13 protein-coding genes are annotated in these 26,392 nt (G+C 75.5%); 11 read left to right on the top strand and 2 right to left on the bottom strand.

Going from position 1 to position 26,392, the window contains the following annotated elements:
• Positions 1-11 precede the first annotated feature (11 nt).
• From L3i22_RS11160 to L3i22_RS11115, 10 genes are read left to right on the top strand one after another with little or no spacing between them, the layout of a single operon-like run.
• Positions 12-872, top strand: coding sequence for a DUF4132 domain-containing protein (locus L3i22_RS11160; RefSeq protein ID WP_221326890.1), 861 nt, complete (start codon positions 12-14; stop codon positions 870-872).
• Entirely contained in the window at positions 869-5,509 is a 4,641-nt protein-coding gene (locus tag L3i22_RS11155) for a hypothetical protein (RefSeq protein WP_221326889.1), read from the top strand. Before L3i22_RS11160 ends, L3i22_RS11155 begins: the two co-directional genes overlap by 4 nt.
• Positions 5,506-8,775 (top strand): hypothetical protein, encoded by a 3,270-nt coding sequence (locus L3i22_RS11150; RefSeq protein ID WP_221326888.1) that lies wholly within the window; start codon positions 5,506-5,508, stop codon positions 8,773-8,775. The genes L3i22_RS11155 and L3i22_RS11150 overlap by 4 nt, the downstream gene beginning before the upstream one ends.
• Positions 8,745-9,323: a hypothetical protein gene (locus L3i22_RS11145; protein ID WP_221326887.1), complete on the top strand. Its 579-nt coding sequence runs from the start codon at positions 8,745-8,747 to the stop codon at positions 9,321-9,323. Before L3i22_RS11150 ends, L3i22_RS11145 begins: the two co-directional genes overlap by 31 nt.
• Positions 9,320-13,855: a hypothetical protein gene (locus L3i22_RS11140; RefSeq protein ID WP_221326886.1), complete on the top strand. Its 4,536-nt coding sequence runs from the start codon at positions 9,320-9,322 to the stop codon at positions 13,853-13,855. The genes L3i22_RS11145 and L3i22_RS11140 overlap by 4 nt, the downstream gene beginning before the upstream one ends.
• The gene (locus L3i22_RS11135; protein ID WP_255658117.1) at positions 13,852-14,961 is read left to right on the top strand and encodes an AAA family ATPase; all 1,110 of its coding nucleotides are present in this window, start codon (positions 13,852-13,854) and stop codon (positions 14,959-14,961) included. Before L3i22_RS11140 ends, L3i22_RS11135 begins: the two co-directional genes overlap by 4 nt.
• On the top strand, positions 14,945-18,439 hold the full coding sequence (locus tag L3i22_RS11130) for a DUF5682 family protein (RefSeq protein WP_221326885.1): 3,495 nt from the start codon (positions 14,945-14,947) through the stop codon (positions 18,437-18,439). The genes L3i22_RS11135 and L3i22_RS11130 overlap by 17 nt, the downstream gene beginning before the upstream one ends.
• Positions 18,436-20,166, top strand: coding sequence for a hypothetical protein (locus L3i22_RS11125; protein ID WP_221326884.1), 1,731 nt, complete (start codon positions 18,436-18,438; stop codon positions 20,164-20,166). Before L3i22_RS11130 ends, L3i22_RS11125 begins: the two co-directional genes overlap by 4 nt.
• A gap of 10 nt (positions 20,167-20,176) precedes the next feature.
• Positions 20,177-20,884 carry a hypothetical protein gene (locus tag L3i22_RS11120; protein WP_221326883.1) on the top strand — a complete coding sequence of 236 codons (708 nt, stop codon included), beginning with the start codon at positions 20,177-20,179 and terminating at the stop codon, positions 20,882-20,884.
• Positions 20,881-21,264: a GntR family transcriptional regulator gene (locus L3i22_RS11115; protein ID WP_221326882.1), complete on the top strand. Its 384-nt coding sequence runs from the start codon at positions 20,881-20,883 to the stop codon at positions 21,262-21,264. The genes L3i22_RS11120 and L3i22_RS11115 overlap by 4 nt, the downstream gene beginning before the upstream one ends.
• On the opposite strand, the gene L3i22_RS11110 is transcribed toward L3i22_RS11115, so the two are convergent.
• Together L3i22_RS11110 and L3i22_RS11105 are read right to left on the bottom strand one after the other, a co-directional pair.
• Complete coding sequence (locus L3i22_RS11110) at positions 21,247-23,532, bottom strand: bifunctional diguanylate cyclase/phosphodiesterase (RefSeq protein WP_221326881.1); 2,286 nt, start codon at positions 23,530-23,532, stop codon at positions 21,247-21,249. The genes L3i22_RS11115 and L3i22_RS11110 overlap by 18 nt on opposite strands.
• 61 nt (positions 23,533-23,593) lie before the next feature.
• On the bottom strand, positions 23,594-24,697 hold the full coding sequence (locus L3i22_RS11105; RefSeq protein WP_221326880.1) for an acyl-CoA dehydrogenase family protein: 1,104 nt from the start codon (positions 24,695-24,697) through the stop codon (positions 23,594-23,596).
• Between the two features lie 86 nt (positions 24,698-24,783).
• Between L3i22_RS11105 and L3i22_RS11100 the strand changes: the two genes are divergently transcribed.
• Positions 24,784-26,199 (top strand): aldehyde dehydrogenase family protein, encoded by a 1,416-nt coding sequence (locus L3i22_RS11100; RefSeq protein WP_221326879.1) that lies wholly within the window; start codon positions 24,784-24,786, stop codon positions 26,197-26,199.
• Positions 26,200-26,392: the final 193 nt, after the last annotated feature.

The raw sequence follows: 26,392 nt of genomic DNA, 5'->3' as shown, positions 1-26,392 counted from the left end.
GGGGGATGGCCATGGGTTGGGTAGCGGCGGGTGCCGACTACGAGGTGAGCGTCGACGGTCGCAGGGTGATCGCGCGCACCACCGCGGGCAAGCAGTTGAAGAGCGTGCCCAAAGCGATCAAGGACCACGAGGCGGTGACCGGCCTGCGCCAGCTGATCGAGTGGCTGGCCCGGCACGAGGCGACCTGCCGCGCCGAGGTGGAGCGCTGGATGATCCGCTCGCTGCCGGTGCCGGTCGCGGTGCTCACCCAGGTCTGGGCCGACGAGGCGTGGCGCGCGGTGCTGCGCGACCTGGTGGTCGTGCCGGTCGGGGCGGATCTCGCCACCGCGGCCCTGCTGCGCGACGCCGACGTGGACAAGGGCCTCGGCGTGGTCGATCTGGACGGCGAGTCCACCCGGTTCACCGCCGAGCAGGTGCTGATCCCGCACCCGGTCCGGCTGCCCGACCTGGCGGACCTGCGCGAGTTCGCCGGCGACCTGGGCGTCGAGCAGGGCACGCTGCAGCTGTTCCGCGAGGTCTGGCACAAGCCGGCCGACGAGGCCGGGCAGCGGCGCGAGCTGAGTCGTTACGGCGACGCCAAGTTCAAGGAGCTGCGGCACGTCCAGTCCCGGGCCACCTCGGCCGGCTATCGCGTGCAGGGCGGCACGGCCGTCTGCCGGATCTGGGAGGACGGGCGGATCGTGGTCGCCTCGGTCTGGATCGGCGAGGGCGACCCGGGCTACGAGACCGAGACCTCCGACCTGGCCTTCACCGACGCCGCCGGGGAGCACCTGGCCACCGCGAACGTGCCGCCGGTGGCCTGGTCCGAGGGGTTGCGGATGGCCGCCCACCTGCACGCCGGCCGGGTCACCGAGGAGGAGTCCGACCGATGACGACCACCGAGGTGATCACCGCCCGGGCGTACCGGCACCCGGTGCTCGACGGCCGCACGGTGGTCCGTCTGGTCGGCGCGACCGTCGGCCCCGCCGAGGACCTGACCATGGAGTTCCTCGGCTTCACCCCGGCCGGCGTGACCGACGTGGGGCACGGCGAGCGGCAGGCGCTCGGCTTCCCGGCCTGGGCGCTGGTCCACGACCCGGCCAACGGGCGGCACGCGCTCGCCCTGGTCAAGGAGATGGCGAAGCTCGCCCGGGTGGCCCGGGGCAAGCCGGGCAACGCCAAGGACGGCTACACCGAGCTGGCCAGGCGCCTGGACGCCGCCGCCCCGCAGTTCCTGCCGACGTTCTGGGAGGAGGCCGGCCGGGCCTTCCTGGCCGCGGAGAACTCCCGGATGGCCGGCACCTGCTTCACCGAGGCGCGCCGGGCCGAGCAGGTGCACGGGCTGGTCGTCGACGAGGCCCGGGTCCGCGACGTGCACCTGGAGTTCGCCTTCGGCGGCGGGCTGACCGCGACGATGCTGGCGGCGTATTCCCGGGAGGTGGTCGAGCGGCGGCCGGCTCCGGAGGCGTACGAGCTGGTCAAGACGCTCGCCCTGCGCCGGGTCGCCGGTGGTCTGGCACCGCACGCCACGATGGCCGCCGACCTGGCACGACTCGCCAAGGCCGCCGGGCTGGACGCCGGGCACGAGGCCGACGAGGTGGTCACGCAGCTGCTCGGCTATCCGGCGATGGGCCGGGCGCACCCCGCGGTGTGGAAGGCGTACCGGGCGAGCCTGATCCGGCTCGGCAAGCGCGACGCCGGCGTGCGCGCCCGCCTGCTGGAGATCATCCCCGACCCGCCCGGGTGGGACACCGGCTTCGTCGAGCTGTGGCTGGAGCTGCTGACGGCGTCCGGCGCGGCCGACGGCCTGACCGCGCCGGACGGCCCGGCCGCCGGCTGGCTGGAGCGGTTCGTGCGCGGCCGCCGTTTCGGGCCGTCGATCGGGCGCAACCCGCGGCTGCTGGCCCTGCTGGAGCGGATGACGCCGCGCCTGATCGCCCAGGGCGGGGTGTCCATCGCCGACCAGCCGTGGAACGCCGACCTGGACATCCTCGACCTGCTCCGGGCCGGCGGCGTGCCGGTCCGGATCGGCACCGGCCACCCCGCCAACGGCTTCGGGGTCGCCGCCTGGGCCCGCGGTGACCGGCCCGGCCGCCGCGACCTGGCCGCCATCGCCGCCGACCCGGAGCTGCGGCCCCGGCTGCGCCTGGGCGTCCGGCAGGCGATCGGCTACCTGCGCGACGGGCTCGCGCTGACCAGCCCGGCCCTGCCGGACGAGACGCTGGCGGCGGCGTTCGGCGCGGCCGGCAGCCGGGAGCTGCTGGTCGAGATCATCGGCGAGCTGACCGGGCAGGCCGGCGCGAACGCCGTCGCCGGTCTCGACGCCGACCTGACCGAGCTCGCCGCGCTCTGGTCCCCGGCCGGCATGGCCCTCGCGCCGGACGGCTTCCGCGCTCTGCTGGACGTGGACCTGCCGGCCGTGCTCGCCCGGACCCTGCGGGCCGGGCAGATGGCCGAGCTGACCTGGCCGGCGTACGAGGCGGCGATCGGCCGCCTGAGCAAGCACGAGGTCGGCGTCGCCTGGCCCGAGCTGGTGCTCCACGACGACAAGGCGGCCCAGGTGATCGCGCCGGACGGCCGGGTCACCGAGCACGTGTTCCGCTTCCCGGCCGCCGGGCAGCAGCACGCCCCCGGGCGGTACTGGAACCGCATCGGCGTCGCCTCGGTCGACGGCGAGCTGCTGGTCCACTGGTACGGCGACGACGGCCAGGCCGGCTACTGGTCGTCCCGGCCGGACGAGGTGACCGACGGCGAGTGGCGGATGACCAACTGGCCGGTGCTGCCGGTCCCGGGCGGCGGCCTGACCAACGGCCGGCGTCCGCTGCACCGCGGCGACCGGAAGGTGAGCTGGGACGAGTTCGTCCAGCTGGCCTCGGACGGGCCGGCCTTCTGGCGGCGTGAGCCGGTCGACCCGGACGCCGGCTGGGCCGAGCGGACCTGGCACTGGCGCGAGTTCGACCCGCGTACCGGCGACGGCGGGCGGGTCAGCGCCCCGGCGTTCTTCGCCGCCGCCGGCGACGACCTCCTGCCCGAGCTGTGCCAGTTGCGGCCGGTGCCGGCCGAGTTCGCCGGCTCGCCGCTGGGCGTGCGGGACGGCCTGGCCGGCTGGCGGGTGACCCGGGCGCCGGACGGCACGATCACCGGCGAGGGCGTCGACGGCCGCCGGGTGGTGGTCGGCGCCGACCACGAGCTGGTGGTCGGCGCGGTGCTGCTGCCCGGCGCGACCGCGCCGCTGCCGATCTCCCGGCACCAGGGCCGCGGCCCGGCCCACGACCAGCTGCGGATCTGGAGCGCGGACGGGGCCCGCCTGGTCGCCCTGCAGGGCCAGACCACCAGCACCGTGCCGCCGCTGGACTGGTGGCACGCGATGCGGACCCGGGACGCGGCCGGCTCGGCCGCGCTGCGCGCCCTGGACGAGGCGACCGCGGCCGCGCTGTTGGTGGTCGACGACGCGGTGACCAGCTCGCCGGCGCTGCGCGAGGCGATCACCGCGAACCTGGTGACGCACCTGCCCGCGGTCACCGACCCGGTGCTGCGCGACCGGCTCGCCGAGGTGGTCATGAGCGCGGTCCGGATGCGGCGGCGGCTCGCCGAGATCCCGCGGCACCTGGGCGGGAGCCCGGCGGCGGTGCGGGAGCGGCCACCGGCGAACGACGACGACCTGCGGCGGGCCATCGACGGGCTGGCCGGGCGGGAGTCCGGCTGGGGTTACTCGGCGGCGCCCCGCTTCCAGATCCTGGAGCAGATCGCCGGGGTCGGGGCGCTGCTCGCCGCACCGGATGGCGTCAGCCACGCCGACCTGCCCGCGGTGCACGGGACCTGGCCCGGGCTGCTGGCCCGGCTGGGCGCGGTGGCGCTGCGCGCGGCGTCGCCGCTGACCGGCGACACCGACCGGACCGCGCTGGCCGCCTTCCTGGCCGCGGTCGCCGGGACACCGCTGGACGGGTCCGGCCCGCCGTTGCGGACCCTGGAGGTGGGCCAGGCCCGCAGCGACGGCACCGGCCTGTTCGTGCACCGCGACGGCCCCCGGGTCACCGTGCTCTTCCCACCCGAGCGGAACTACTACGTGCTCGGGCCCGACAAGTGGCGGCGCGCGGCGATCCAGATCGCGCCGGACGGCGACTTCGGGCTGCCCGAGGGCCTGACCGTCGAGTCCGAGGCCCGGTCCGGCGGGCGGTTGGCCGGGGCCCGGCTGACCGCATTCCTGGACCGGCTGGCCGAGCGCGGCCCGGCGCCGTGGCGGCCCGAGGCGGTGACCGGGCTGACCGCGGCCACCGGCATGTCCCGGGCCGAGGCGGCGATGCTGCTGGCCGGGCTGCCGGCGATCCACAAGTGGGAGGCGAACTTCCTGACCGCCGCGCAGCGCGGCACGCTCGGCCTGAACGCGGCGCAGGCCAAGGTGGGCCGGGCCGCCCTGCAGCGACTCGGCTTCGCCGAGCGGATGACGCTGCTGGACGCGGCGCTGCCCGCCGAGCCGGCCGACCTCTGGGACCACGGGCCGGACGTGGCCGGGCTCGCCGCGGCGTGGATCCGGATCCGGGGGCGGCGGGTCGCCGTGCCGGAGACGCTCGTCGCCGAGCTGGCCCGGGTGATCAACGGCGCGCAGGCGGCGTCCGTGCTGCAGGCGATCGCGGCGCCGACCGCCGGGGACTGGCTGAGCACCGACGGGCGCAGCACCCACGATCGATACCGGACGCTCACGACGAAGGCCGCCGAGGGCACCGCGTTCGACGCCGTGCACCTTCAGCTCGCCGCGATCGCGCTGCCCTGGTTGGCGTACCACCTGCCGTGGGGCGATCCGCTGCGGGCCGCGCTGCCCGCGGCGCTGGGGCTGGTCCGCGAGCGGCTGCGCAACCCGCACCTGCTGGTCGGCCGCGGCCGGCACAAGCAGGGCGAACGACCGGACGCCGGGCCGGCCCTGGTGGACGGCGACAGTTACGGCGACGACACCGCGCACCACCTCGTGCCGGCCCACCTGACCGGCGCGGACGACCCGGCGCTCGGCTTCGTCGACCAGGGCACCGCGGCCGCGCTCCGGGTCGTGCTGTCCGGCTGGATCGACGAGGCGCTGGCCGCCCCGGCCGGGGTCACCGGCGACCCGCACGACCCGCGGGTCAGCGTGCCGGAGCTGGTCGCCGAGGTGCGTGAGCGGCACGGCCTGACCGACGACGCCGCGGCGTACTACCTGCAGCTGCTCGCGCTGCCCGACCCGGGCGACCGGGCGGTGCAGGGGTGGAACGGGTGGAAGCCGGCCGCCCTCAGGACGGCTCAGCAGGCACTGACCGGGGCCGGGCTGGTGGTGGCCGCCAAACGGGAACGCGCCGGCCGGCCGGTGTTCCTGCCCGGCGGCTGGCAGGCCAACAAGCCGCCGCGGCCGCCGATGGAGACCTGGAAGGAATCGCTCTACCTGGACAACGGGCACCTGCCGGTGGTGACCCGATCCGTGCCGCGGCTGTTCGCCGCCGCGTGGGACCGGATCACCGCCGGGGACGTGCCCCGCTACCTGGACCTCGGGGAGAACAGCCGATGACCGGCGTCCTGGACGCCGGCGGGATCCTGCCCGGCACCGGCCCGCACCCGATCACCGCCCGCGTCTACCGGCACCCCGCGCTGGCCGGGCGGGCCGTGGTCCGGCTGGTCGGCGCCACGGTCGGGCCGGCCGAGGACCTCGCGATGGAGTTTCTCGGCTTCGCGGCCGCCGGCTCGGCCGAGGTGGGGCACGGGCGGCCGGGGACGCTGGTGTTCCCGGCCTGGGCGCTGGTGCACGACCCGGACCACGGGCGGGACGCGCTCGCCCTGGTCAAGGACATGGAGCGGCTGGCCCGGACGGCCCGGCACAAGCCGGGCAACGCCAAGGACGGGTACACCGCGCTGGCCGCCCGGCTCGGGGACGCCGCGCCACGGCTGCTACCGACGTTCTGGGAACAGGCCGGCCGGGCCTTCCTGGACGTCGGCAACCAGCGGATGGCCGGGACGTGCTTCGCCGAGGCGCGCCGGGCCGAGCAGGTGCACGGGCTGACCGTGGACGAGGACCGGGTCCGCGCCGTGCACCTGGAGTTCGCCCTGGCCGGCGGGCTGACCGCGGCGATGCTGAGCGCGTACGCCCGCGGGGTCGCCGAGCGACGGCCCGCCCCGGAGGCCTACCAACTGGTCCGGTCGCTGAGCCGGCAACGGGTCGCGGGCGGGCAGGCGCCGCACGCCGGCCTGGTCACCGACCTGGCCCGGCTGGCCCGGGCGGCCGGGCTGAACGCCGACCGGGAGACCGACGACGTGGTCACCCGGCTGCTCGGCTATCCGGCCATGGCCCGTTCCCACCCGGGCGTGTGGAAGTCGCTGCGGAAGAGCCTGATCCGGCTGGGTAAGCGGGACCCGGCGGTCCGGGCCCGGCTGCTGGAGATCATGCCGAGCCCGCCGGGGTGGGACACCGACATCCGGGAGCAGTGGCTGGAGCTGCTGGAGGCGACCGGGGCGGCCGCCGACCTGGCCGCGCCGACCGGCCCGGCGAGCCGCTGGCTGGCGCGCTTCCTGGACCTGCACCGCCACGTGTACCGGCACACACGGCGCAATGCCCGGCTGCTCGCGCTGGTCGAGCGGATGGTGCCCCGGCTGATCGCCGAGGGCGGGGTGACCCTCGCCGACCGTCCGTGGGACGCCGACCTGGACGTCCTGGACCTGTGCCGGGCCGCCGGGGTTCCGGTGGACATCGGCGACGGGCATCCGGCCAACGGGTTCGAGGTCGAGCAGTGGGCCGCCGACGCCGGCGCCGGTCGCCGCGATCTCGCCGCGATCGCCGCCGACCCTGCCCTGCGGCCCCGGCTGCTGCGCGGCGTGCGGGAGATGCTCGACAGGTTCCGCGACCGGCAGCCGGTCGGCCGGGCGATGCCCGAGGTGCTGCTGGTCGCGCGCTTCGACGCGGCCGGCGTACGGGACGTGCTGGTCGAGCTCGTCGGGACGCTGACCGCCCAGAGCGCCGGCAGCACCGTCGCCGGCGTCGAGGCGGACCTGGCCGTGCTGTCCCCGCTGTGGTCGGCGGCCGGCCTGGCCACCGCACCGGCGGCGTTCGCGCGGCTCACCGCCGTGGACCTGCCGGCCGTGCTGGCCCGGACCCTGCGGGCCGGGCTGGTGGCGGAGCTGAGCTGGCCGGCGTACGAGGCGGCGGCGGCCCGGCTGGACCGGATCGAGGTCGGCGTGTCCTGGCCCGAGCTGGTGCTGCACGACGAGCGGACCGCGCTGGTGATCAGCCCGGACGGGCACGTCACCGAGCATGGCTTCCGGTTCCCCGCGACCGGGGAAGCACACGCGCCCCGGGACTGGGCGCCGGAGATCCGGTGCCTGCTGGTCGACGGTGACCTGCTGGTGCACTGGCGAAGCCCGGGCGGGCGGGCCGGTTACTGGTCGTCGCGGCCGCACGAGGTGATCGAGGGCGACTGGCGGGTGGACCCGGCGCAGGGCTGGCTGACGCCGGCGCTGCCGGTTCCGGGCGGCGGGCTGACGACCGGGCTGCGGGCCGTGCATCCCGGGGACGCCCGGGCCGTCTCGCCGGACCGCTGGCCGCTGGCCGGGGACGGCGTGACGTTCTGGCGCTACCAGCCGGCCAACCCGGGCGCGGCCTGGCCGGCCCAGCACGGTCACCGGTGGCAGGAGTTCGATCCGCGGACCGGCCGGGGTGGCCGGGTGAGCCGGCCCGCGTTCTTCGCCGCGGCCGGTGACGACCTGGTCCCGGCGGAGGCGACGCTGCGGCCGGTGCCGTTCGCCGAGTCGCCGCTCGGGGTCCGGGACGGGCTGGCCGGGTGGCGGGTCAGCCGGACCGCCGACGGCGCGATGACCGGGACCGGGATCGACGGCCGTTCGGTGCCGGGGCCGCGCGGGCCGCATCGGCGGTTCGACGAGGCGCCGGTGGCCGCGGTGTCGCTGCCGGGCGCCGGTGAGCCGCTGCCGGTGAGCCGGGGCGGGCGCGGGGTCCGGGTCTGGACCGCCGACGGCCGGCACCCGCTCGGCGAGCACGAGGCCGGGAGCCGGACGGTGCCGCCGCTGGCCTGGTGGCACGCGCTGCGGGCGCGGGACGAGGCCGGGTCGGCGGCGTTGCGGGTCCTCGACGAGGAGACCGCGGCCGCGCTGCTCGACGTGCGAGGGATGGTGGGCGCGCATGTGGCGGAGTGTCTGCCCGCGGTGACCGATGCGGTCCTGCGTGAGCGGATCATCGACCTGGTCAAGCGGGCGATCCAGGTGCGGAGCCGGCTCGCCCAGGTGCCGGCGCATCTGAGCGGGGCGGCAGTCTGGGCGGCGGCGTTCGCGGAAGCTCGGGTGGAATCGGGCGATGCCGGGCCCGCCGAGGTGGCCTCTGGTCCGGCTTCCGCTACGGGCGCGGGTGTGGTGGATGAGCTGGTGGTGGGGCTGGGGCGGCTGCTGGGCGACACCGAGCGGGCGCAAGACGTCCTGCGGGCGGTTGCTTCACCGGCTGAAGGGGACTGGCTGAGCACGGACGGGCGCAGTGAGCCGAACGGGATGTTCGAGATCCGGAACCGGGCGGGCCACGGAACGCCGTTCACGGCCGAGTGGTTGCGGACGGCGGCGGTCGCGCTGCCCTGGCTGGCGTACAGGCTGAGCTGGGACGATCCGCGGCGGGCGGCGCTGCCGGGGGCGCTGCGGCTGGTCCGGGAGCGGCTGCGGAACCCGGACCTGCTGGTCGGTGGGGCCTGCACCGGGTGGCGAGCCGGCCGGAAGCCGGGCCGGCGCTCGTCGACGGGACGACCTACGGCACGCACGTGGCGCACTACCTCGCGCCGGCGCATCTGAGCGGGGCGGACGACCCGGCGCTCGGGCTGGTGGACACCGAGTCGGCCACCGCGCTGCGGATCGTGCTGGCCGGGTGGCTGGACGAGGTGGTGGCCACTCCGGACGGGGCGAGCGGGGATCCGCACGATCCGCGGGTCAGCGTGCCCGATCTCGTCGAGGAGGTGCGGCAGCGGCACGGGCTGGGCCCGCTCGCCGCGGCGTATTACCTCCAGGTGCTCGCACTGCCGGATCCCGGGGACAAGAACGTACGCGAATGGCTTGATCTTGATCTTCCGGGGTTGCGGGCGGCACAGCGGACCTTGACCGGGGCCGGGTTGGTGGTTTCCGCGAAGCGGGAGCGGGCCGGGCGGGCGGTCTTCCTGCCCGGTGGGTGGCGCGCGGCGCGGGCGCCGCATCTGCCGGTGGAGACCTGGAAACTGCCGATGTACGCCGAGGCCGGGAAGACGCTGCTGGTGCCGCTGCCGGTGCCCGGGTTGTTCCGCGCCGCGTGGGCCCGGGCCGAGGCCGGCGACCGGCCGCGCTACCTCGATGCGGAGGGGCCGCGATGAGCGGGCTGCTGGAGGCCGGCGCGATCCTGGCCGGGCCCGGGGACCCGGCGGTGGCCGACGTGATGACCGCGCGGGCCTATCGGCATCCGGCTCTGGCCGGGCGGACCGTGGTGCGGCTGGTCGGGGCGACGACCGGCGAGGCCGAGGACCTGAGCCTGGAGTTTCTCGGCTTCGCGGCGGCCGGTGCCGCCGAGGTCGGCCACGGGATGCGGCGTGGCCTGGGGTTTCCGGCCTGGGCGCTGGTGCACGACCCGGCCAACGCGGGGCACGCGCTCGCCCTGGTCAAGGAGATGGCGAGGCTGGCCCGGGTGGCGCGGGTCAAGCCCGGCACGGCGCGGGACGGCTATGCGGTGCTGGCCGGGCGGCTCGGGGTGGCCGCACCGCAGCTGCTGCCGACGTTCTGGGAGCAGGCCGGGCGGGCGTACCTGGCCGCCGACAACCCGCGGGCGGCCGGGACCTGCTTCGCCGAGGCGCGGCGGGCCGAGCAGGCGCACGGGCTGGTGGTGGACGAGGAGCGGGTGCGCGACGTGCACCTGGAGTTCGCGCTGGCCGGGGCGCTGACCGCGGGCCTGCTCAGCGCGTACGCGCGGGACGTCGGCGGGCGAAAGAGCCAGGCGCGGGCGTACGAGCTGGTCAAGGCGCTGTCGCTGCGGCGGGTGGCGGGCGGGCTGCCGCCGCACGGCACGATGGCGGCCGACCTGAACCGGCTCGCGGCGGCCGCCGGGCTGGACGCCGAGCGGGAGGCCGACGAGGTGGCGGCGCTGCTGCTGACGTATCCGGCGACGGCTCGTGGACCGGCGGCGCTGTGGCGGTCGTACCGGAAGAGTCTGATCCGTCTGGGGCAGCGGGACGCTCGCGTGCGGGCGCGCCTGCTGGAGATCCTCCCGAATCCGCCGTTCAGCGACTTCGCCCTGGGTGACCTGTGGCTGGAGGTGCTGGAGGCGACCGGTGCGCTGGCCGGGCTGATCGACGGCAGCGCCGGCGTCCCGGCCGCGGGCTGGCTGACGCGCTTCCGGCGCAGGCGGTTGAGCGTGCCCCGGTCGGCCCTGTTCGCCCTGGTCGAGCGGCTGGCGCCGCGGCTGGTCGCGGAGGGTGGGCTGGAGATCGCCTCGGTGCCGGTGGCCGCCGACCTCGAACTGCTCGACCTGTGCCGGAGCCTGGGCGTGCCGGCCCGGATCGGCCCGATCGGCCCGGCCGCCCGCCTCGTGGTGCCCGAGTGGGCTCCCGGTGGGCGGGACCTGACCACGGTCGCCGCCGACCCGGTGCTGCGGCCGCTGCTCCGGGATGGCGTGCGCCGCAGGTTCGGCCGGCAGCGCGGCAGCACCTCGCTGGCCACGCCGCCGCTGCCGGAGCCGATCCTGCGGCGGTCGTTCGGTGCGGCCGGCGTCCGGGACGTGCTCGCCGAGCTGGTCGACGAGGCGGCCGGCGCGACCACCCTGGGCGCGCTCGACGACGCCCTGGTGGAGCTGTGCGCGCTGTGGTCGCCGGCCGGGGTGGCGCTCGCGCCGGACGGGTTCCGGCGGCTGCTCGCCGTGGACCTGCCCGCGGTGCTGGCCCGATCGTTGCGGGCCGGGCTGCTCGCCGAGCTGACCTGGCCGGCGTACGAGGCGGCGGCGAGCGGTCTCATCCGGCCGGAGGTCGGAACGGCGTGGCCGGAGTTGCTGATCCACGACGGCTCGGCCGCGCGGATCGTCGCGCCGGACGGGCGGATCACCGAGCACGTGTTCCCGTTCCCGGCGCACACCACCCGGGAGTGCACGTTCGTGGACGGCGACCTGCTGGTGATCCGGTCCGCCGGTGGGCAGCGGGTGGCGTACTGGACGTCCCGGCCGAACGACGTGTTCACCGGCCACATGCGGGACACCGCCGGGATGCCGGACGCGCTGCCGGTCCCGGGCGGTGGCCTGACCATCGGCGCCGGGCCGCTGCGGGCCGGCGAGCCACGGGCGCTCGACCAGGAGTCGTACCGGATGGCCACCGACGGCCGGGCGTACTGGCGCTGTGAATGGCACGAGGACGCCTGGCGGTGGCGGGAGTTCGACCCGCGGACCGGTGAAGGCGGCCGGTTCAGCGTGCCGGAGTTCTTCGCGGTGCCCGGTGTCGTGCCGGCCCTCGGCCGGCTGCGGCCGGTCCCGCCGGAGTTCGCCGGGTCGCCGCTCGGCGCCCGGGACGGCCTGACCGGCTGGCGGGTCACCGAGGAGGGCGAGTTGCTGGCCGGCGAGGGGATCGACGGGCGGCGGGTCACGCTGCCGCAGCGCCACCGGCAGCGTGACTCCCGGGGCAACGACCTGGAGATGCTGGTCGGGGCGTTGCTGCTGCCGGGCGCCACCGAGCCGCTGGCGGTCACCCGGGTCTGGGGTCACCCGCGTGGCGAGGTCCGGCTGTGGACGGCCGACGGGCGGCTGGTCTCCGACGAACCCGACGTGACCGGGACCGTGCCGCCGGTGGAGTGGTGGCACGCGATGCGACCGCGCGACGAGGCCGGGTCGGCCGCGCTGCGGGCCCTGACCAGATCGACCGCGGCCGCGCTGCTCGACGCCGACGACTCGATGGCCGGGCCCGAGGCGAAGCATCTGCCCGAGGTCACCGATCCGGTTCTGCGTGCCCGGATCGCCGCGGTCGTCGCCCGGGCGGTGACGCTGCGTCGGCGGATCGCGGAGATCGCGCCGCTGCTGGAGCCGGTGGCCGCCATCGCGCCGACGGCCGGTGACAGCGCACTGCGGCTGGCCTGGGACGGGCTCTGCACCGGGAACACCACGTACTACCGCGGCCGGGCGGGCAGCGACCGGATCCTGGAGCAGATCCAGCGGGCCGGGGCGATGCTCGCGGAACCGGAGACCGCCGATGCGGGGCCGCTGTCGGCGGTCTCCGCGCAGTGGACGAGCCTGGTCGCCGGGTTCGGCGCGCTCGCCCTGCGCGCCGCGAGCCCGCTCACCGGCGACGACCGGCGGGCGGCCCTGGCCGTCCTGCTCGGCGCGGTCGCCGGGACACCGCTGGACGGCACCGGCCACCCGGTCCAGGTCTACTCGATCACGCAGGAACGGATGCCGATCGGCGAGACGTACGTGCTGCGCGAGGGCTCGCGGACGACGCTGATGTTCGCGCCCGAGCACGACGGGTCGGCCGGGTGGCGGCGCACCGGGATCCAGGTCGCGCCGGACGGCGAGTTCGGGCTGCCGGCCGAGATGACCGTGCGGGGCTCGTTCCGGCCCGGCGGACGGCTCGCCGGTGACCGGCTGCGGGAGTTCCTCCGCCTGCTGGCCGACCGGGGGCCCGCGCCGTGGCGACCGGCGGCGGCCGCGGAACTGGTCGCGGCGACCGGGATGGCCCGGTCCGAGGCGGTGCTGCTGCTGGCCGGGCTCCCCGGGATCGCCAGGGCGGAGGCGGACTTCCTGACGCCGGTCCAGCGCAGGCTCCTGGGACTCGCGTCGGCGCAGGCCAAGACCGGTCGGCGGGGGTTGCGGCAGCTGAGCCTCGCGGAGCGGGTGGCGCTGCTGGACGCGGCGATGCCGGTGGAGCCGGGCCGGTTGTGGGACGAGGGGCCGGACGTGGCGGCGATCGCCGAGGTGTGGATCGGGCTGCGGGGGCGGCGGGCCGCCGTACCGGAGGATCTGGTTATTGATCTTGGGAAGGTGATCGGGGAGTTCCGGGCCGCGCCCGTGCTGCAGGCGATCGCGGCGCCCGCGCCCGGTGACTGGCTGAGCACCGACGAGCGGACCGTTTCTGATCAGGGGGTTCCGTTCGACGGGCAGTACCTGGCCGACGCGGCCGTCGCGCTGCCCTGGCTCGCGTATCACCTGGCCGCGGACGATCCGGTGCGGGCCGCGCTGCCCGCGGCGCTGCGGCTGGTCCGGGACCGCTTGCGAAACCCGGACCTGCTGGTCGGCCATGGGTCGCACGAGGCCGGCGAGCGTCCGGAGGCCGGGCCGGCGCTGGTCGACGGCGTGGCCCGGGGATCGGCGGTGTTCCACCATGTCGCGCCGAGCCGGCTGTCCGGAATCGACGATCCGGCGATCGGGTTCGTCGACGAGGGCACGGCCACGGCTCTCCGGACCGTTCTGTCGGAGTGGATCGACGCGGTGGTGGCCGTGCCGGGCGGGGTGCGCGGCTATCTTCACGATCCCCGGATCAGCGTTCCGGACCTGGTCGGCGCGGTGCGCGAGCGGCACCGGCTGGGCGCCGACGCCGCCGCCTACTATCTGCAGCTGCTGGCGCTGCCGGATCCGGGAGACAGATCCGTACAGAAATGGACTGGCTGGTCGGTCAAGGCGTTGCGCGAAGCGCAGCGGGCCTTGACCGAGGCCGGCCTGGTGGTCGCCGCCAAGCGGGCCCGCGCCGGGCGCCCGGTCTTCCTGCCGGGTGGCTGGCAGGCGGCCCGGGCGCCGAGGCTGCCCGTCGAGACCTGGAAGATTTCGATGTACGGCGGCCTGCCCGTCCCACCGACCCCGGTGCCGCGCCTGTTCCGCACGGCCTGGGCGCGGGTCACCGACGGTGACGTGCCCCGCTTTCACGACCTGGAGGAGACCCGGTGACCGCCGCTCGTCAGATCGACCCGCCCGAGCATCGGTACGCCGATGAGCTGGAATTTCTCGCCACCGCCGACACCGGGGCCCGACCACCCGGCTGGCGGATGACACCCCGGTCGGTGGTCACGTTCATCGCCGGATCCGGCGGCGTCCCGGTCGGCGGGCGGGTGATCGAGCCGAAGTTCGTCGGCGAGCGGGCCCTGGTCGAACGCTGCGTCGTCACCCTCGCCGGGGAACGCGGGCTGCTGCTGGTCGGCGAGCCCGGCACCGCCAAGTCGATGCTGTCCGAGCTGCTCGCGGCGGCGATCTGCGGGACCAGCGCCCTCGCCGTGCAGGGCACCGCCGGGACCACCGAGGACCAGTTGCGGTACGGGTGGAACTACGCCCTGCTGCTGGCCCAGGGCCCGTCCGCGGAGTCGCTCGTGCCGTCCCCGGTCCTCACCGCGATGACCACCGGCGCGGTCGCCCGGGTCGAGGAGATCACCCGCTGCCTGCCCGAGGTCCAGGACGCACTCGTCTCGATCATGTCGGAGCGGCGGATCAGCGTGCCGGAGCTGACCGGGCAGGACGCGGCGGTCGGCTACGCCGTGCCCGGGTTCTGCCTGATCGCGACGGCCAACCTGCGCGACCGCGGGGTGTCCGAGATGTCGGCGGCGCTCAAGCGGCGGTTCAACTTCGAGGTGGTGCCGCCGATCGCCGACCTGGACGCGGAGGTCGCGCTGGTCGCGCGGCAGGCCCGGGCCGCGGTCGAGCGCGGCGGCGCGCGGTTCGCGGTGGACGAGGCGGTGCTGGAGACGCTGGTCGTCGCGTTCCGGGACCTGCGCAACGGGATCAGCGCGGAGGGGTGGGAGGTCGAACGGCCGTCGTCGGTGATGAGCACCGCCGAGGCGGTCGCGGTGGCCGCGTCGATCGGGCTGTCCGCGGCGTACCTGCCCGGCCCGGATCCGCTGTCGCTGCTGCCGGGGCACCTGCTCGGGGTGGTCCGGAAGGACGATCCGTCCGACGCGGAACGGCTGCTGGCGTACTGGGACGGCGCCCTGCGACGACGGGCCGAGGCCGGGTCGCGGATGTGGCGCCAGCTATGGGAACACCGCGATGTCCTCCGAGCCTGAAAAACCAGAAAAATCCGATTTGCGTACGGTCCTCGACCGTCTCGCCGGTGACCCGCGGGTCCACCTCATCGGAGTGCGGCACCACTCACCGGTCGTCGCCGTGGCCGTGCCCGCGCTGCTGGACGCGTTCCAGCCGGAGTCCGTGCTGGTCGAGCTGCCCGCCGAGATGCAGCCGTGGGTGCCCTGGCTGTCCGATCCGGACACCGTCGCACCGGTCGCACTCGCCGCGGCCGGGGCGGATCGGCCGCTGGCGTTCTACCCGCTCGCGGACTTCAGCCCGGAGCTGGCGGCGGTCCGGTGGGCGCGGCGCCACGGGGTGCCGGTGATCTGCGGGGACCTGCCGTTGACCGATCCCGCCTGGGCGGGCGAACGGTTGCCCGGGACGGCCGGGGGCGGGCTCGAGGAAGCCGTGCACGCCACGGTCTCCGGGCGGGCCGGGGACGATCTCTGGGATCGGTGGGTCGAGGCGGAGGCGCCGGGGAGCTCGCCGGACGCGGTGCGACGGGCGGCGCTGGCCGCGGGGTGGGCGCTGCGGCAGGACGCGATCCGGCACGGGGTGGATCCGCTTGATCTGCGGCGGGAGGCCTGGATGCGGGCTCACCTCGCGCGCGTCCCGGGGCGGGTGGCCGCGGTCGTCGGGGCGTTTCATGCGCCCGCTCTGCTCGACGGGCCCGGGGCGACCCCGGCCACGGGTGGGGACGAGCCGGTCGTTTCGCTGGTTCCCTACACGTTCGACCTGCTGGACGCGCGGTCCGGCTATCCCGCCGGGATCCGGGATCCGCGCTGGCAGCAGGCGGTCTTCGAGGCCGGCGCCGAGCCCCGGCTGCTCCGGGCCGCCACCGACCGGTTCGCGGTCGAGGTCGCGCGGGCGCTGCGGGCGCAGGGCCAACCGGCCGGCCCGGCCGAGGCCGCCGAGGTGGCCCGGCTGGCCGGGGACCTCGCCGGGCTGCGCCGGCTGCCCGCGCCGGGCCGGGGTGAGCTGGTCGAGGCCCTGCAGAGCGTGCTGGCCCAGGGCGCTCCGGCCGGGACCGGGCGCGGGGTGGCCCGGGCCATGGAGGAGGTGCTGGTCGGGCGGCGGCGTGGGCGGCTGCCCGGCGGCGCGCCGGTCACCGGCCTGCGGCCGGCGGTGGAACGGGAACTGGCCGCGCTGAAGCTGCCCGGGCCGGGCGATCCGGCGCAGCGGGTCCGGCTCGATCCGCTGCGCTCCCCCACCGACCGGGCCCGCGAGCTGGCCATCCGCCGGCTGGCGGCGTGCGGCGCGACCTACGGGGAGGCCGGGCCGGCCGGGCCGGTCACCGGCGGGGAGACGCTGACCACCACCTGGCGGGTGGAGTGGGTCCCGGCGACCGACGCGGGCCTGGCGCTCGCCGGGCTGCACGGGGTCACCCTCGCCCAGGCCGCGGCGGGCCTGCTGGCCACCCGCCGGCGCCGCGAGCAGCGGGCCGGCGGCCCGACCGCCGAGCAGGCGCTGGCCGGGCTGGACCGGGCCGCGGTCTGCGGCCTGCCCGAGCTGACCGCCACCCGGATCGCCGACGTGCGCCGGGCGGTCGCCCACGGCGGCTCGATCCAGCAGATCATCTCCGCGTTGCACCTGCTCGGTCGCATCGCCCGCGGCCACCTCCCCGGCCTGCCCGCGGCGACGCCCGCACCCGGGTCCACGACCACACCCGCCGGGTCCGATGCGGAGGCCGCGGTCGGGGCACAGCTGGGCGAGGGACTGGCGGCGGCCCGGGACGAACTGCATGCGGCGGCGGTCGCGGCGGTCGGTGGGCTGGCCGGGTCCGCCCGGATCGAGGATGCCCGGGCCCTGCTGGATCTGGTCCAGGCGGCGGACGAGGCCGGGCGGCGACTCCGGCTCGGCCGGGCGATCGAGGGCCTGGCCCGGGACGGCTCGCCGCTGATGAGCGGGGCGGCCGGCGCGGTCGGGGTGCTGCTCGGACACGAGGAGCCGGAGGCCTTCGGGACCCGGCTGGCGTCCTGGGTGGACCTGTCGGACGCCGGGGCGACGGACCGGCTGCGCGGCGCGCTCAGCGTCGCCGGGGCGCTGCTGCAGTCCGGCGGCGAGTTCCTGACGCCGCTGCTGGACACCGTGGACCGGATGAGCGACGACGACTTCGTCCGGCGGCTGCCGGCGCTGCGCGGGGGCTTCGACGCGCTCAGCCCGGCCGATCGGGACCGCCTGCTGCGTACGGTCGGCGACCGGCACGGCGACATCGACCCGCACCTGGCCACCGACGCCGCGACGGTGGCCGGCTGGGTCGCCGCCGACCGCGCCGGCCGCGCCGCGGTGACCGCGCTGGGCCTGCCCCTCACCACCGATCCCGAGCCGGCCACACCCGCCGGCGAGAACGTCCCCGACCGGCCGGCGGCGGCCGCGGGTGAGATCACTCCCGGTCAGCGGTGGCGGCTCCTGCTCGGGCGGCAGAGTGACCGGCTGCCGGCCCGGCAACGGCGGCTCGCCGCGGCGCTCGACGAGCTCTACGGCATCGGGCGGGGCGAGGGCGCCTACCCGGTCGACGTCGGCGGGGCGGGGCGCGAACCCGCGTACCCGGAGGCCCGGGTCTGGTTGGAAGATCTGGAAAACCTCTTCGGAGCTTCGGTACGCGACGAGGTCCTGGCCCGCGCCGCCGAACGCGGGCGCCTCGACGCCGTCCTCGCCGCCGACCCGGACCGGATCCGCCCCTCGATCGACCTCCTGCACGCCGTGCTGTCGATGGCCGGCGGCCTGCCCGAGGCCCGGCTCGCCCGGCTGCGCCCGCTGATCGCGCGCCTCACCGCCGAGCTCACCGCGCGGCTGGCCCGCCGGATCCGCCCCGCGCTGACCGGGCTGGGCATGCCCCGGCCGACCCGCCGCCCGACCGGCCGGCTCGATCTGGCCGCGACCGTGCGGCAGAACCTGCACACCGTGCGGCGCGACGCGGCCGGGCGGCCGCGGCTGCTGCCGGAGCGCCCGGTGTTCCGGAGCCTGGGCCGGCGCAGCGTCGACTGGCAGATGATCCTGCTCGTCGACGTGTCCGGCTCGATGGAGGAGTCGACGATCTGGGCGGCGCTGACCGCGTCGGTGCTGGCCGGGGTGCCGGCGCTGCGGACGCACTTCGTCACGTTCTCGACCGAGGTCATCGACCTCACCGACCGGGTCGCCGACCCGCTGTCGCTGCTGCTGGAGGTCCAGGTCGGCGGGGGCACGCACATCGCGGCCGGCCTGCGGTACGCCCGCCAGATCATGCTCGTCCCGAGCCGGACCATGATCGTCACGATCAGCGACTTCGAGGAGGGTTTCCCGGTCGGCGACCTGCTCGCGGCGGCGCGGGCGCTCGCCGACGACGGGGCCACGCTGCTCGGCTGCGCCGGCCTGGACGACCGGGGACGCCCGCGGTACAGCACCGGCATCGCCTCGCAACTGGTCGGCGCGGGGATGCCGGTGGCCGCGCTGAGCCCGGCCGAGCTGGCCGGCTGGATCGGAGATCAGGTGCGATGAGTCTGCCCCCGGTTGATCCCGCGGTGACCGCCGAGGCGGTCGCGGCCCTCCCCGCCCGGCTGCGCAAACGCCTGGACGAGGCGGTGCCGCAGGCCGCGGCCTGGCCCGTCGAGTCCGCCGGCGACGTCGTCACGGTCCGCCCGGACGATCAGGTGACGATCACCCTGAAGGTGCCGGTCCTGGTCCCGGACGACGCCGTCTGCGGCTGCCTGCTCGCGCCGCGCTGCCTGCACCGGGCGGCGGTGCTGAGCGCCGCCCCGGTCCACACCGGCGAGCCGGTTCCGGAAGAGCCGAGCACCGCCGGCGCGACCACGACGGTGGAACCGACGGTGAGCGCGGTTCAGGAAGCCGCCGCCGACACCCTGTGGTCCGCCGCGGCCGCGGTGCTCGCCAACGGCATCCCCGGCGCGGGCGCGATCGCCCAGGCCGACCTGCTGCGCGCGGTCCATCAGGCCCGCGCGACCGGCCTGCACGGCCCGGCGGCGGCCGCGATCCGGGTGGTCGAGCGGCTGCGGGCGGCCCGGCGCGAGGACCCGGCCTTCCACCTGGCCGACCTCACCGACGACCTGCGCGAGGTGCTGGCCGCCTGCCATCGGATCAAAACCGGCGACGGTACGGCCATGGGCACCGCCCGCCGCGACTACGAACCGGTCGGTGACCTGCGACTGTACGGCCTGTTCTGCGAGCCGGTCCGGGCCGCGACCGGGCACGCCGGAGCGGCCACCTACCTGGCCGACGCGACCGGCCGGCTCTGGGTGGTCTCCGACGTCCGGCCCGCCGACCAGCCGGCCACCGCCGCCGCGGTCCGGACCTCGGTCGATCTGGGCGAGGTCCGGCTCAACCACCACGCCCTGGCCCGAGCCGGGCTGCACGCGATCAACGCGCACGCCTCCGCGGCCGGCCGGCTCAGCCACGGGCGCGCCCGGCAGGCGGTCACCGCGTCCGGCGCCACCTGGTTCGAGGCGCCGCTCGACGCCCTCTGGCAGACCGGTCCGGGCGCCCAGGCCGCGCGCTGGCTGACCGCCGCCGCGCTCCCCGCCGGCGACCGGCCGATGGCCCACGACCTGGCCTTCCTCGACGGCACCGTCCTCGGCGCGGACCCGCACGGGCTGCTGCTGGCCATCGACGAGCAGAGCACCGGGCGTGGGCTGACGATCGCGGTCGCCGCGCCGCACGAGGACCCGGCGCTGCCCTACGTCGGCAATCTCCGCCTGCTCGCCACCCAGGCCGCCGGCCGGCGGATCCGCCTGATCGGCCGGTTCACCGGCCCGCGCCGGGTGGACGGCCTGGCCTTCGCCGCCGCCTGGCTCGGCCCCGCCCACGGCGGCCATGTCGACCTGGGCGCCACCACCCTGATCCGAGCCGACCTGGACGCGCCCACGGCCACCCCGCCACCCGGTCAACCGTCCGCGAGCGCCGAGCCGCCGCCCCTTCATCTACTGCGCCACCAGGTCGAACGGGTCGCCGCCGCCGGTCGGGCGGTGCTGCTCTCCGGCGTCGACGCGGACGCCCGCCGGCTCGCCGCCGCCCACCTGGTCACCGCGAGCACGGTCCTCACCGGCCTCGGCGCGGCAGGCCGGCAGCGGACCCGCGACGTCTTCGGCCGCCTGGACCCGCACGACACCCACCGCTTGGCCCAGGCCTGGCTGACCGCGGCGGTCTACGAGCACGCCGCCCGCCGGGACACCACCCGGCAGGCCTGGACTTGTGTTGACACAAACCACTAACTTGTACCGCATGCTTGATACAAGACGAACGCTGCTCTGGCGTCTGGCCGGGCTGGCCACCGGCCTGCTCGCCGCCGTCGCCGTGGCCACCGCCCCGGCGGCCCGGCTCGGCCTGGGCCTGGCGCTGGCCGCCCCGGCGTTCGCGCTCTGCCTGCTCGCCGGCGTGATCCTCGGCGAGCTCACGGTCCGCGCCCCGGCCGGCCCGACCCGCACCGCGAGCCTGCGGGTCCGCGCGGCGCGCACGTTCCTGCCGCGCCGGACGACCCGCGCGGTCGCCGGGTTCACCGTCCTGGCCGCGGCGTTCTTCATCATGACCGGCCTGACCGCGGACGCCGACGACCTGGGCCGGGCCGGCCGCGCACTGACCGTCACCTGCGGCGACGTCACGTTCAGCGAGACCCCGTGGCCGGGCCGCTTCTACAGCCTGCCGATCGCCGTCGCGGTCCTGCTCGGCCTGGCGATGGCGGCGGTCGCCGTCCGCACGGTGGTGCACCGCCCGGACAGCACCACCGACGACCGGTCGCGCCGCGCCGCCGCCGGGGCGATCACGGCCGCCTGCGGGGTGCTGATCACCGCCCCGCTGGCCGGTTCCGCCCTGTTCGCGGCGGGCGCCCTGAGCCGGGTCGCCTGCGCGCCGGCGCTGAACCCGGCGGTCCTGGTCCTGGCGGCGACGGCCGGGCTCGGCGCCTGCTTCTTCACCGCCCGGGCGATCCGTTGACCGCTCACCTGCGGGTGGACACGACCAGCCCGGTCCCGCCCTACGAGCAGATCCGCGCGCAGCTCGCCGCGCTCATCGAGCACGGCGTCCTGCCGGCCCGGGAGCGGCTCCCCCCGCTGCGCCAGCTCGCCGCGGACCTCGGGCTGGCGGTCGGCACGGTCGCCCGCGCCTACCGTGAGCTGGAGCTGTCCGGCCTGGTCACGTCCCGCCGGGGAGGCGGCACCCGGGTCGCCGACGTGGCACCGTCGCAGGACCGGGACCGGCTGCTGGCCGAGCACGCGGCCGCCTACGTCGCCGTCGCGCGCCGCCTCGGCGCCACCGACGAGCAGGCTGTCACCGCCGTACGCCAATCGCTGTTGAAATCACACGGCGAACGGTGAGAGGTCCGCCTGCCGCAACTCGGCGATCCGGCCCGGCGGGACCGGCCGCGACCAGTAATACCCCTGCCCGTACTGATAGCCGAGGTTCCGCAGCAGATCCCGCTGCTCGGCCGTCTCGATGCCCTCGGCCACCGAGCCCAGTTCGAGCGCCGCCGCCATCTGGCTCACCGCGGTCGCGACCGCCGACTGCCGCCCGACCGTGTTGATCGACTCGACGAACGAGCGGTCCAGCTTGAGGGTGGTCACCGGGCAGGTCAGGAGCAGGCCGAGCGAGGACGCCGCGGTCCCGAAGTCGTCGAGGGCGAGCTTGACGCCGAGCCCGCGCAGCGCGACGAGCGCCTCGTTCGACTCCTCGTCGTCGAGCACCGCGGTCTCGGTGACCTCGATGCTGAGCGAGTCGGGCGGCAGTTTGTTGACCCGCAGGGCGGCCGCGACGTCGGCGACCAGCTCCGGGTCACGCAGCTGGCGTCCGGCCACGTTGACCCCGACGATGAACGCGCCCGGGAACTCCGCGCGCCAGACGGCCGCCTGCCGGCACGCCTCGCGCAGCGCCCACCGGCCGATCGCCACGATCTGCCCGGTGCGTTCCGCGATCGGGATGAACTCGACCGGCGACACCATGCCGCGGGTCGGGTGGTTCCACCGGATCAGCGCCTCGACGCCGGTCAGCCGTTCGTCGGACAGCCGCACGATCGGCTGGTAGACCAGGCTGAACTCGCCCTCCTCGATGGCCGTGTTCATCTCCCGGATGAGCACCGCCTCGGCGCTGATCCGCGAGCCCATCTCCTCGGTGTAGGCGACCCACATCGCCTTGCCGCGGCGTTTCGCCTCGTACATCGCGATGTCGGCCTTGCTGAGCAGGGCCTGCGGGTCGTCGCCGGAGCGGGCCTGGGTGACGCCGACGCTGGCCCGGGTGACGATGGTGTGGTGCTGGATCTCGATCGGTTCGGCGAGCCGGCGCAGGATCTCCGCGCAGACCCGGCCGGCCACGTCCGGGCTGGCGCCGGGGAGCAGCACGGCGAACTCGTCGCCGCCGAGCCGGGACACCACGTCGTCGGCGCGGACCGCGGACCGGAGCCGCTGCGCGACCTCGACCAGCAGGGTGTCGCCGGACGCGTGGCCCATCGTGTCGTTGATCGTCTTGAAGTCGTCGAGGTCGATGAGCAGGACCGCGCCGTCGCCGTCGCAGTCGCCCATCAGGCGGTCGCGCATCAGGTCGCCGAAGTGGGTGCGGTTGGCCAGGCGGGTGAGGCCGTCGTACGACGCCCGGTCCCGCAGCTCCTCCATGGCCACGTCGAGCCGGCCGAGCAGCAGCGAGTTGTCGTGGAACGCGACCAGCTGGCGGCCGGCGACCAGGCAGGTGATCACGACGACGCCGACGGTCGCGCCGAGCATCTGGGAGCTGGTCTGGTCGGGCAGCATCATGAAGAAGACCACGAAGGTGATGCCGACCATGCCGTACGGCAGCAGGCTGTACGGCCGTCGCTTGACCGGCTGGTGCGACTCGCCGGACCGCACGATCACCTGCTGGATCCACGGTCCGAGGGCGATCAGCAGGGACGGGGCGAGACGGATCGTGAAGACGTACGGATGATCAAGGGTTTGAAAGTCGCCGGGCAGGAACGTGGCGACGCCCTGGACCATCGCCGCGCTGACCATCGGCCACGCCGCGATCCGGCGCATCGGCGGGAACTGGACCAGCGCGACCTTGGTCGCCGAGAACGTCGCGACCAGCACCAGCGCCGCGGTGACGCTGTCGTTGACCCGGTTGACGTCGCCGCCGGAGACCGGGTTGAACGCGAAGCACCAGGCGACCACGCCGCCGCCGACCAGCACCGTGGTGGCGTCCAGCCAGAAGACGAACTTCTCCCGGAGCGTGTTCAGGCCCTGCGGGAAGATCAGGCAGGCGATGACGTTGCTGGTCATGCCGATCGCGAAGAGCACGGTCTGCACCGGGCCGCCGTCCAGCGACGGGGTGCCGGGCGCGACCAGCGTGTGCACGGCCTGGTAGCTGTCGCCGACCGTGAAGCACCCGCCGGCGAAGCTGATCATCGTCCAGAACCGGCGGAACCGGGCGTGCGCGAGGTTCCGCAGCCGCCACCCGCCGTAGGCGAGCGCGAAGTCCAGCGGCACCTGCCCGGTCCAGTAGACCCGGGTCTGGTCGACCGTCCGGCCGTCCAGCGCGAAGAAGAGCACCCAGCAGAGCAGCGTGAGACCCACCAGCGTGAGCAGGACCGGATCCCGCCGCAGGCGCGCGAACGTCGTCAACCCCACCCTCCCCGGTCCTGTCCTGATAAAGATCGGTAAGACCGGGCCGGATCTTCAGTATTTAGAGCCCATATGTCTTTCCGATGATGTCGCGCTGGATCTCGCTGGTGCCGCCGTAGATCGTCGAGACGAGCGTCGCCCGGACGTGCCGTTCCATGTCGTATTCGGTCGCGTAGCCGTACCCGCCCATCATCTGCATCCCGGCCAGCGCGACCTCCTTGGCGAGCGTGGTCGCCTTCAGCTTCGCCATCGAGCTCTCCCGGGCCAGCACCCGCCCGGGCTCGCGGTCGGCCAGCTCGGCCACCCGGTAGACGAGCAGCCGGCAGCACTCCAGCTCGGTCGCCAGGTCGGCGATCCGGTGTCGTTGCACCTGGAACGTGCCGATCGCCCGCCCGAACTGTTTGCGCTCCTTGATGTAGGCGAGCGCGTCGTCGAAGGCCCGCCGCGCGGTCCCGAGCATCAGCGCCGCCAGGATCAGCCGCTCCAGGTTCAGCCCGGCCATCAGCTGCCGCCACCCCTGGCCGACCGCGCCGACCACCGCGTCGGCCGGCACCGCGCAGTCGGTGAAGTACAGGTCGTTGACCTCCCGGCCGCCCATCGTGTCGATGCCGCTGACCCGCAGCCCGGGCGTCCCGGCCGGGACCAGCAGCATGGTCAGCCCGTCGTGGTCGCCGGGCCCGCCGGCGGTCCGGGCGACGAGCAGGATCGCGTCCGCGAAGTGCGCGTTCGAGCACCAGGTCTTCTGCCCGTTGATCACCCAGCCGCCGTCCGGGCCGGGTTCGGCCCGGCAGGTCAGGGCCGCGACGTCGCTGCCGGCCTCCGGCTCGGACATCGCGATCGCGAACGTACGCCCGCCGGCCAGCCCTCCCCCGACCAGCGTCCGCTGCCACTCGGTCCCGAACCGCCGGACCGCGCCGGCCACGATCGCCGACGTGGCGAACCCGCCGATCGGGGCCATCCCGTACGCGGTCTGCTCCAGGAAGACGCACGTGTCGACCAGGCTCGACTCGGTCACGCCGAGCCACCCGAGCGCGGCCATCTTCTCGTAGACCGCCTGGTGGTGCGGACCGTTCCCGCGCTGCTCCCGGGTGCCGGTCTCGCGCTTGCAGAAATCGGTCACCGCCGCCGCGAAAGCCAGCTGCTCGTCGGAGAAATCAAGACTCATGTCAATCACTTCCCTGTGATCACCTGGGGATTGACATCGAACGTAACATATCAAATATCAAATCTGGCGAGTCCTGGAGGCGCGCAATGACCGACGTCGACACAGCGGTCACCCAGGCCCGCGAGGCCGCGACCTGGTGGGCCACCGCCGACCGCAAGAACCATCTGCTGACCTGGAAACGGCACCTCGCCACGCACTGCGACGAGCTCGCCGACGTGATCCGCGCCGAGACCGGCAAGCCGCACGGCGACGCCCTGCTGGAGATCATGCTGGCCGTCGAGCACCTGGACTGGGCCGCCCGCAACGCCGGCCGGGTGCTGCGCCGCCGCCGGGTCCGCTCCGGGCTGCTCGCCGCCGACCACGGTGCCGCCCTGGAATACCGGCCGCTCGGCGTGATCGGCGTGATCGGCCCGTGGAACTATCCGGTCTACACGCCGCTCGGGTCGATCTCGTACGCGCTCGCCGCCGGCAACGCGGTCGTCTTCAAACCCAGCGAACACACCCCGAAAACCGGCCTCTGGCTCGCCGAGGCCTGGTCGGTCTCGGTCACCGGCCCGCCGGTCCTCCAGGTGATCACCGGCGCCGGGGAGACCGGCGCGGCGCTCTGCCGGGCCGGCGTCGACAAGATCGCGTTCACCGGCTCGGCCACGACCGCGCGGAAAGTCATGGCCACCTGCGCGGAAACACTCACCCCGCTGGTGGTCGAGGGCGGCGGCAAGGACGCGATGATCGTGGCGGCCGACGCGAACCTGGACGCCGCCGCCGAGGCGGCCGCGTTCGGCGGCTTCGGCAACGCCGGCCAGACCTGCGCCGGCGTCGAACGGATCTACGTCGAACGCGCCGCCTACCCGCTCTTCCTGGCCAAACTCCGGAGCATCGCGGAAAACCTGAAACCCGGAGATCAAGACCTTGCGCCGTACGGCCGGATGACCACGCCCGAGCAGCCGGCGATCGTTCGCGGTCACGTCGCCGACGCCATCGCCCGCGGCGGCCGTGCGGTCGTCGGCGGGGTGGAGTCGGTGCGGCCGCCGTACATCAGCCCGGTCATCCTCGCCGAAGTCCCGGAGGACTCCACCGCGATCACCGAGGAGACGTTCGGCCCGACCGTCGTCGTCAACCCGGTCGACGACCTCGACCAGGCCGTCGAACTCGCCAACGCCTCCCGCTACGGACTCGCCACCTCGATCTTCACCCGCGACCGCCGCACCGCGTTCGGCCTGGTCCGCCGCCTGCGCGCCGGCGCCGCCTCGATCAACTCGGTGCTCGGCTTCGCCGCCGTCCCGGCCCTGCCCTTCGGCGGACTGGGCGACTCCGGCTTCGGCCGGGTACACGGCGCCGACGGCCTCCGCGAGTTCAGCCGCGCCCAGTCGGTCGCCTGGCGGCGCTTCCCCGCCCCGCTGGCCCTGATGACCTTCGACCGTGACGCGGCCGTCCTCGCGCGCGCCGTCCGCCTGTTCAAAATCCGCCATGCGAGGGGCGGCCGTGCCGCGGGCAGCAGATGAAAATCAAGATCAAGTTCTTCATTGCCTCGGTCCGCCGGGGTACAGATCGTCGCTCCCGCGGGGACCCTTCCGGGCCTCGCAGGGCGCGGGGCGCCCAAAACGCGAGACCCTCCAGGGCGACGTCCGAGGGTGGTTGCGGTTTACCCCAAGATCCGAACCCGTGGGAGTTATCCACACTGCCGCGTCATCCACA

The sequence above is a fragment of the Actinoplanes sp. L3-i22 genome (genome assembly GCF_019704555.1).
Classification (GTDB): domain Bacteria; phylum Actinomycetota; class Actinomycetes; order Mycobacteriales; family Micromonosporaceae; genus Actinoplanes.
This window is presented reverse-complemented; position numbering and strand designations above follow the sequence as displayed.

Coding starts and splice junctions, on each gene's coding strand:
- L3i22_RS11160 (WP_221326890.1), top strand. CDS start 12: ATGGGTTGGGTAGCGGCGGGTGCCGACTACGAGGTGAGCGTCGACGGT.
- L3i22_RS11155 (WP_221326889.1), top strand. CDS start 869: ATGACGACCACCGAGGTGATCACCGCCCGGGCGTACCGGCACCCGGTG.
- L3i22_RS11150 (WP_221326888.1), top strand. CDS start 5,506: ATGACCGGCGTCCTGGACGCCGGCGGGATCCTGCCCGGCACCGGCCCG.
- L3i22_RS11140 (WP_221326886.1), top strand. CDS start 9,320: ATGAGCGGGCTGCTGGAGGCCGGCGCGATCCTGGCCGGGCCCGGGGAC.
- L3i22_RS11130 (WP_221326885.1), top strand. CDS start 14,945: ATGTCCTCCGAGCCTGAAAAACCAGAAAAATCCGATTTGCGTACGGTC.
- L3i22_RS11125 (WP_221326884.1), top strand. CDS start 18,436: ATGAGTCTGCCCCCGGTTGATCCCGCGGTGACCGCCGAGGCGGTCGCG.
- L3i22_RS11120 (WP_221326883.1), top strand. CDS start 20,177: ATGCTTGATACAAGACGAACGCTGCTCTGGCGTCTGGCCGGGCTGGCC.
- L3i22_RS11105 (WP_221326880.1), bottom strand. CDS start 24,697: ATGAGTCTTGATTTCTCCGACGAGCAGCTGGCTTTCGCGGCGGCGGTG.
- L3i22_RS11100 (WP_221326879.1), top strand. CDS start 24,784: ATGACCGACGTCGACACAGCGGTCACCCAGGCCCGCGAGGCCGCGACC.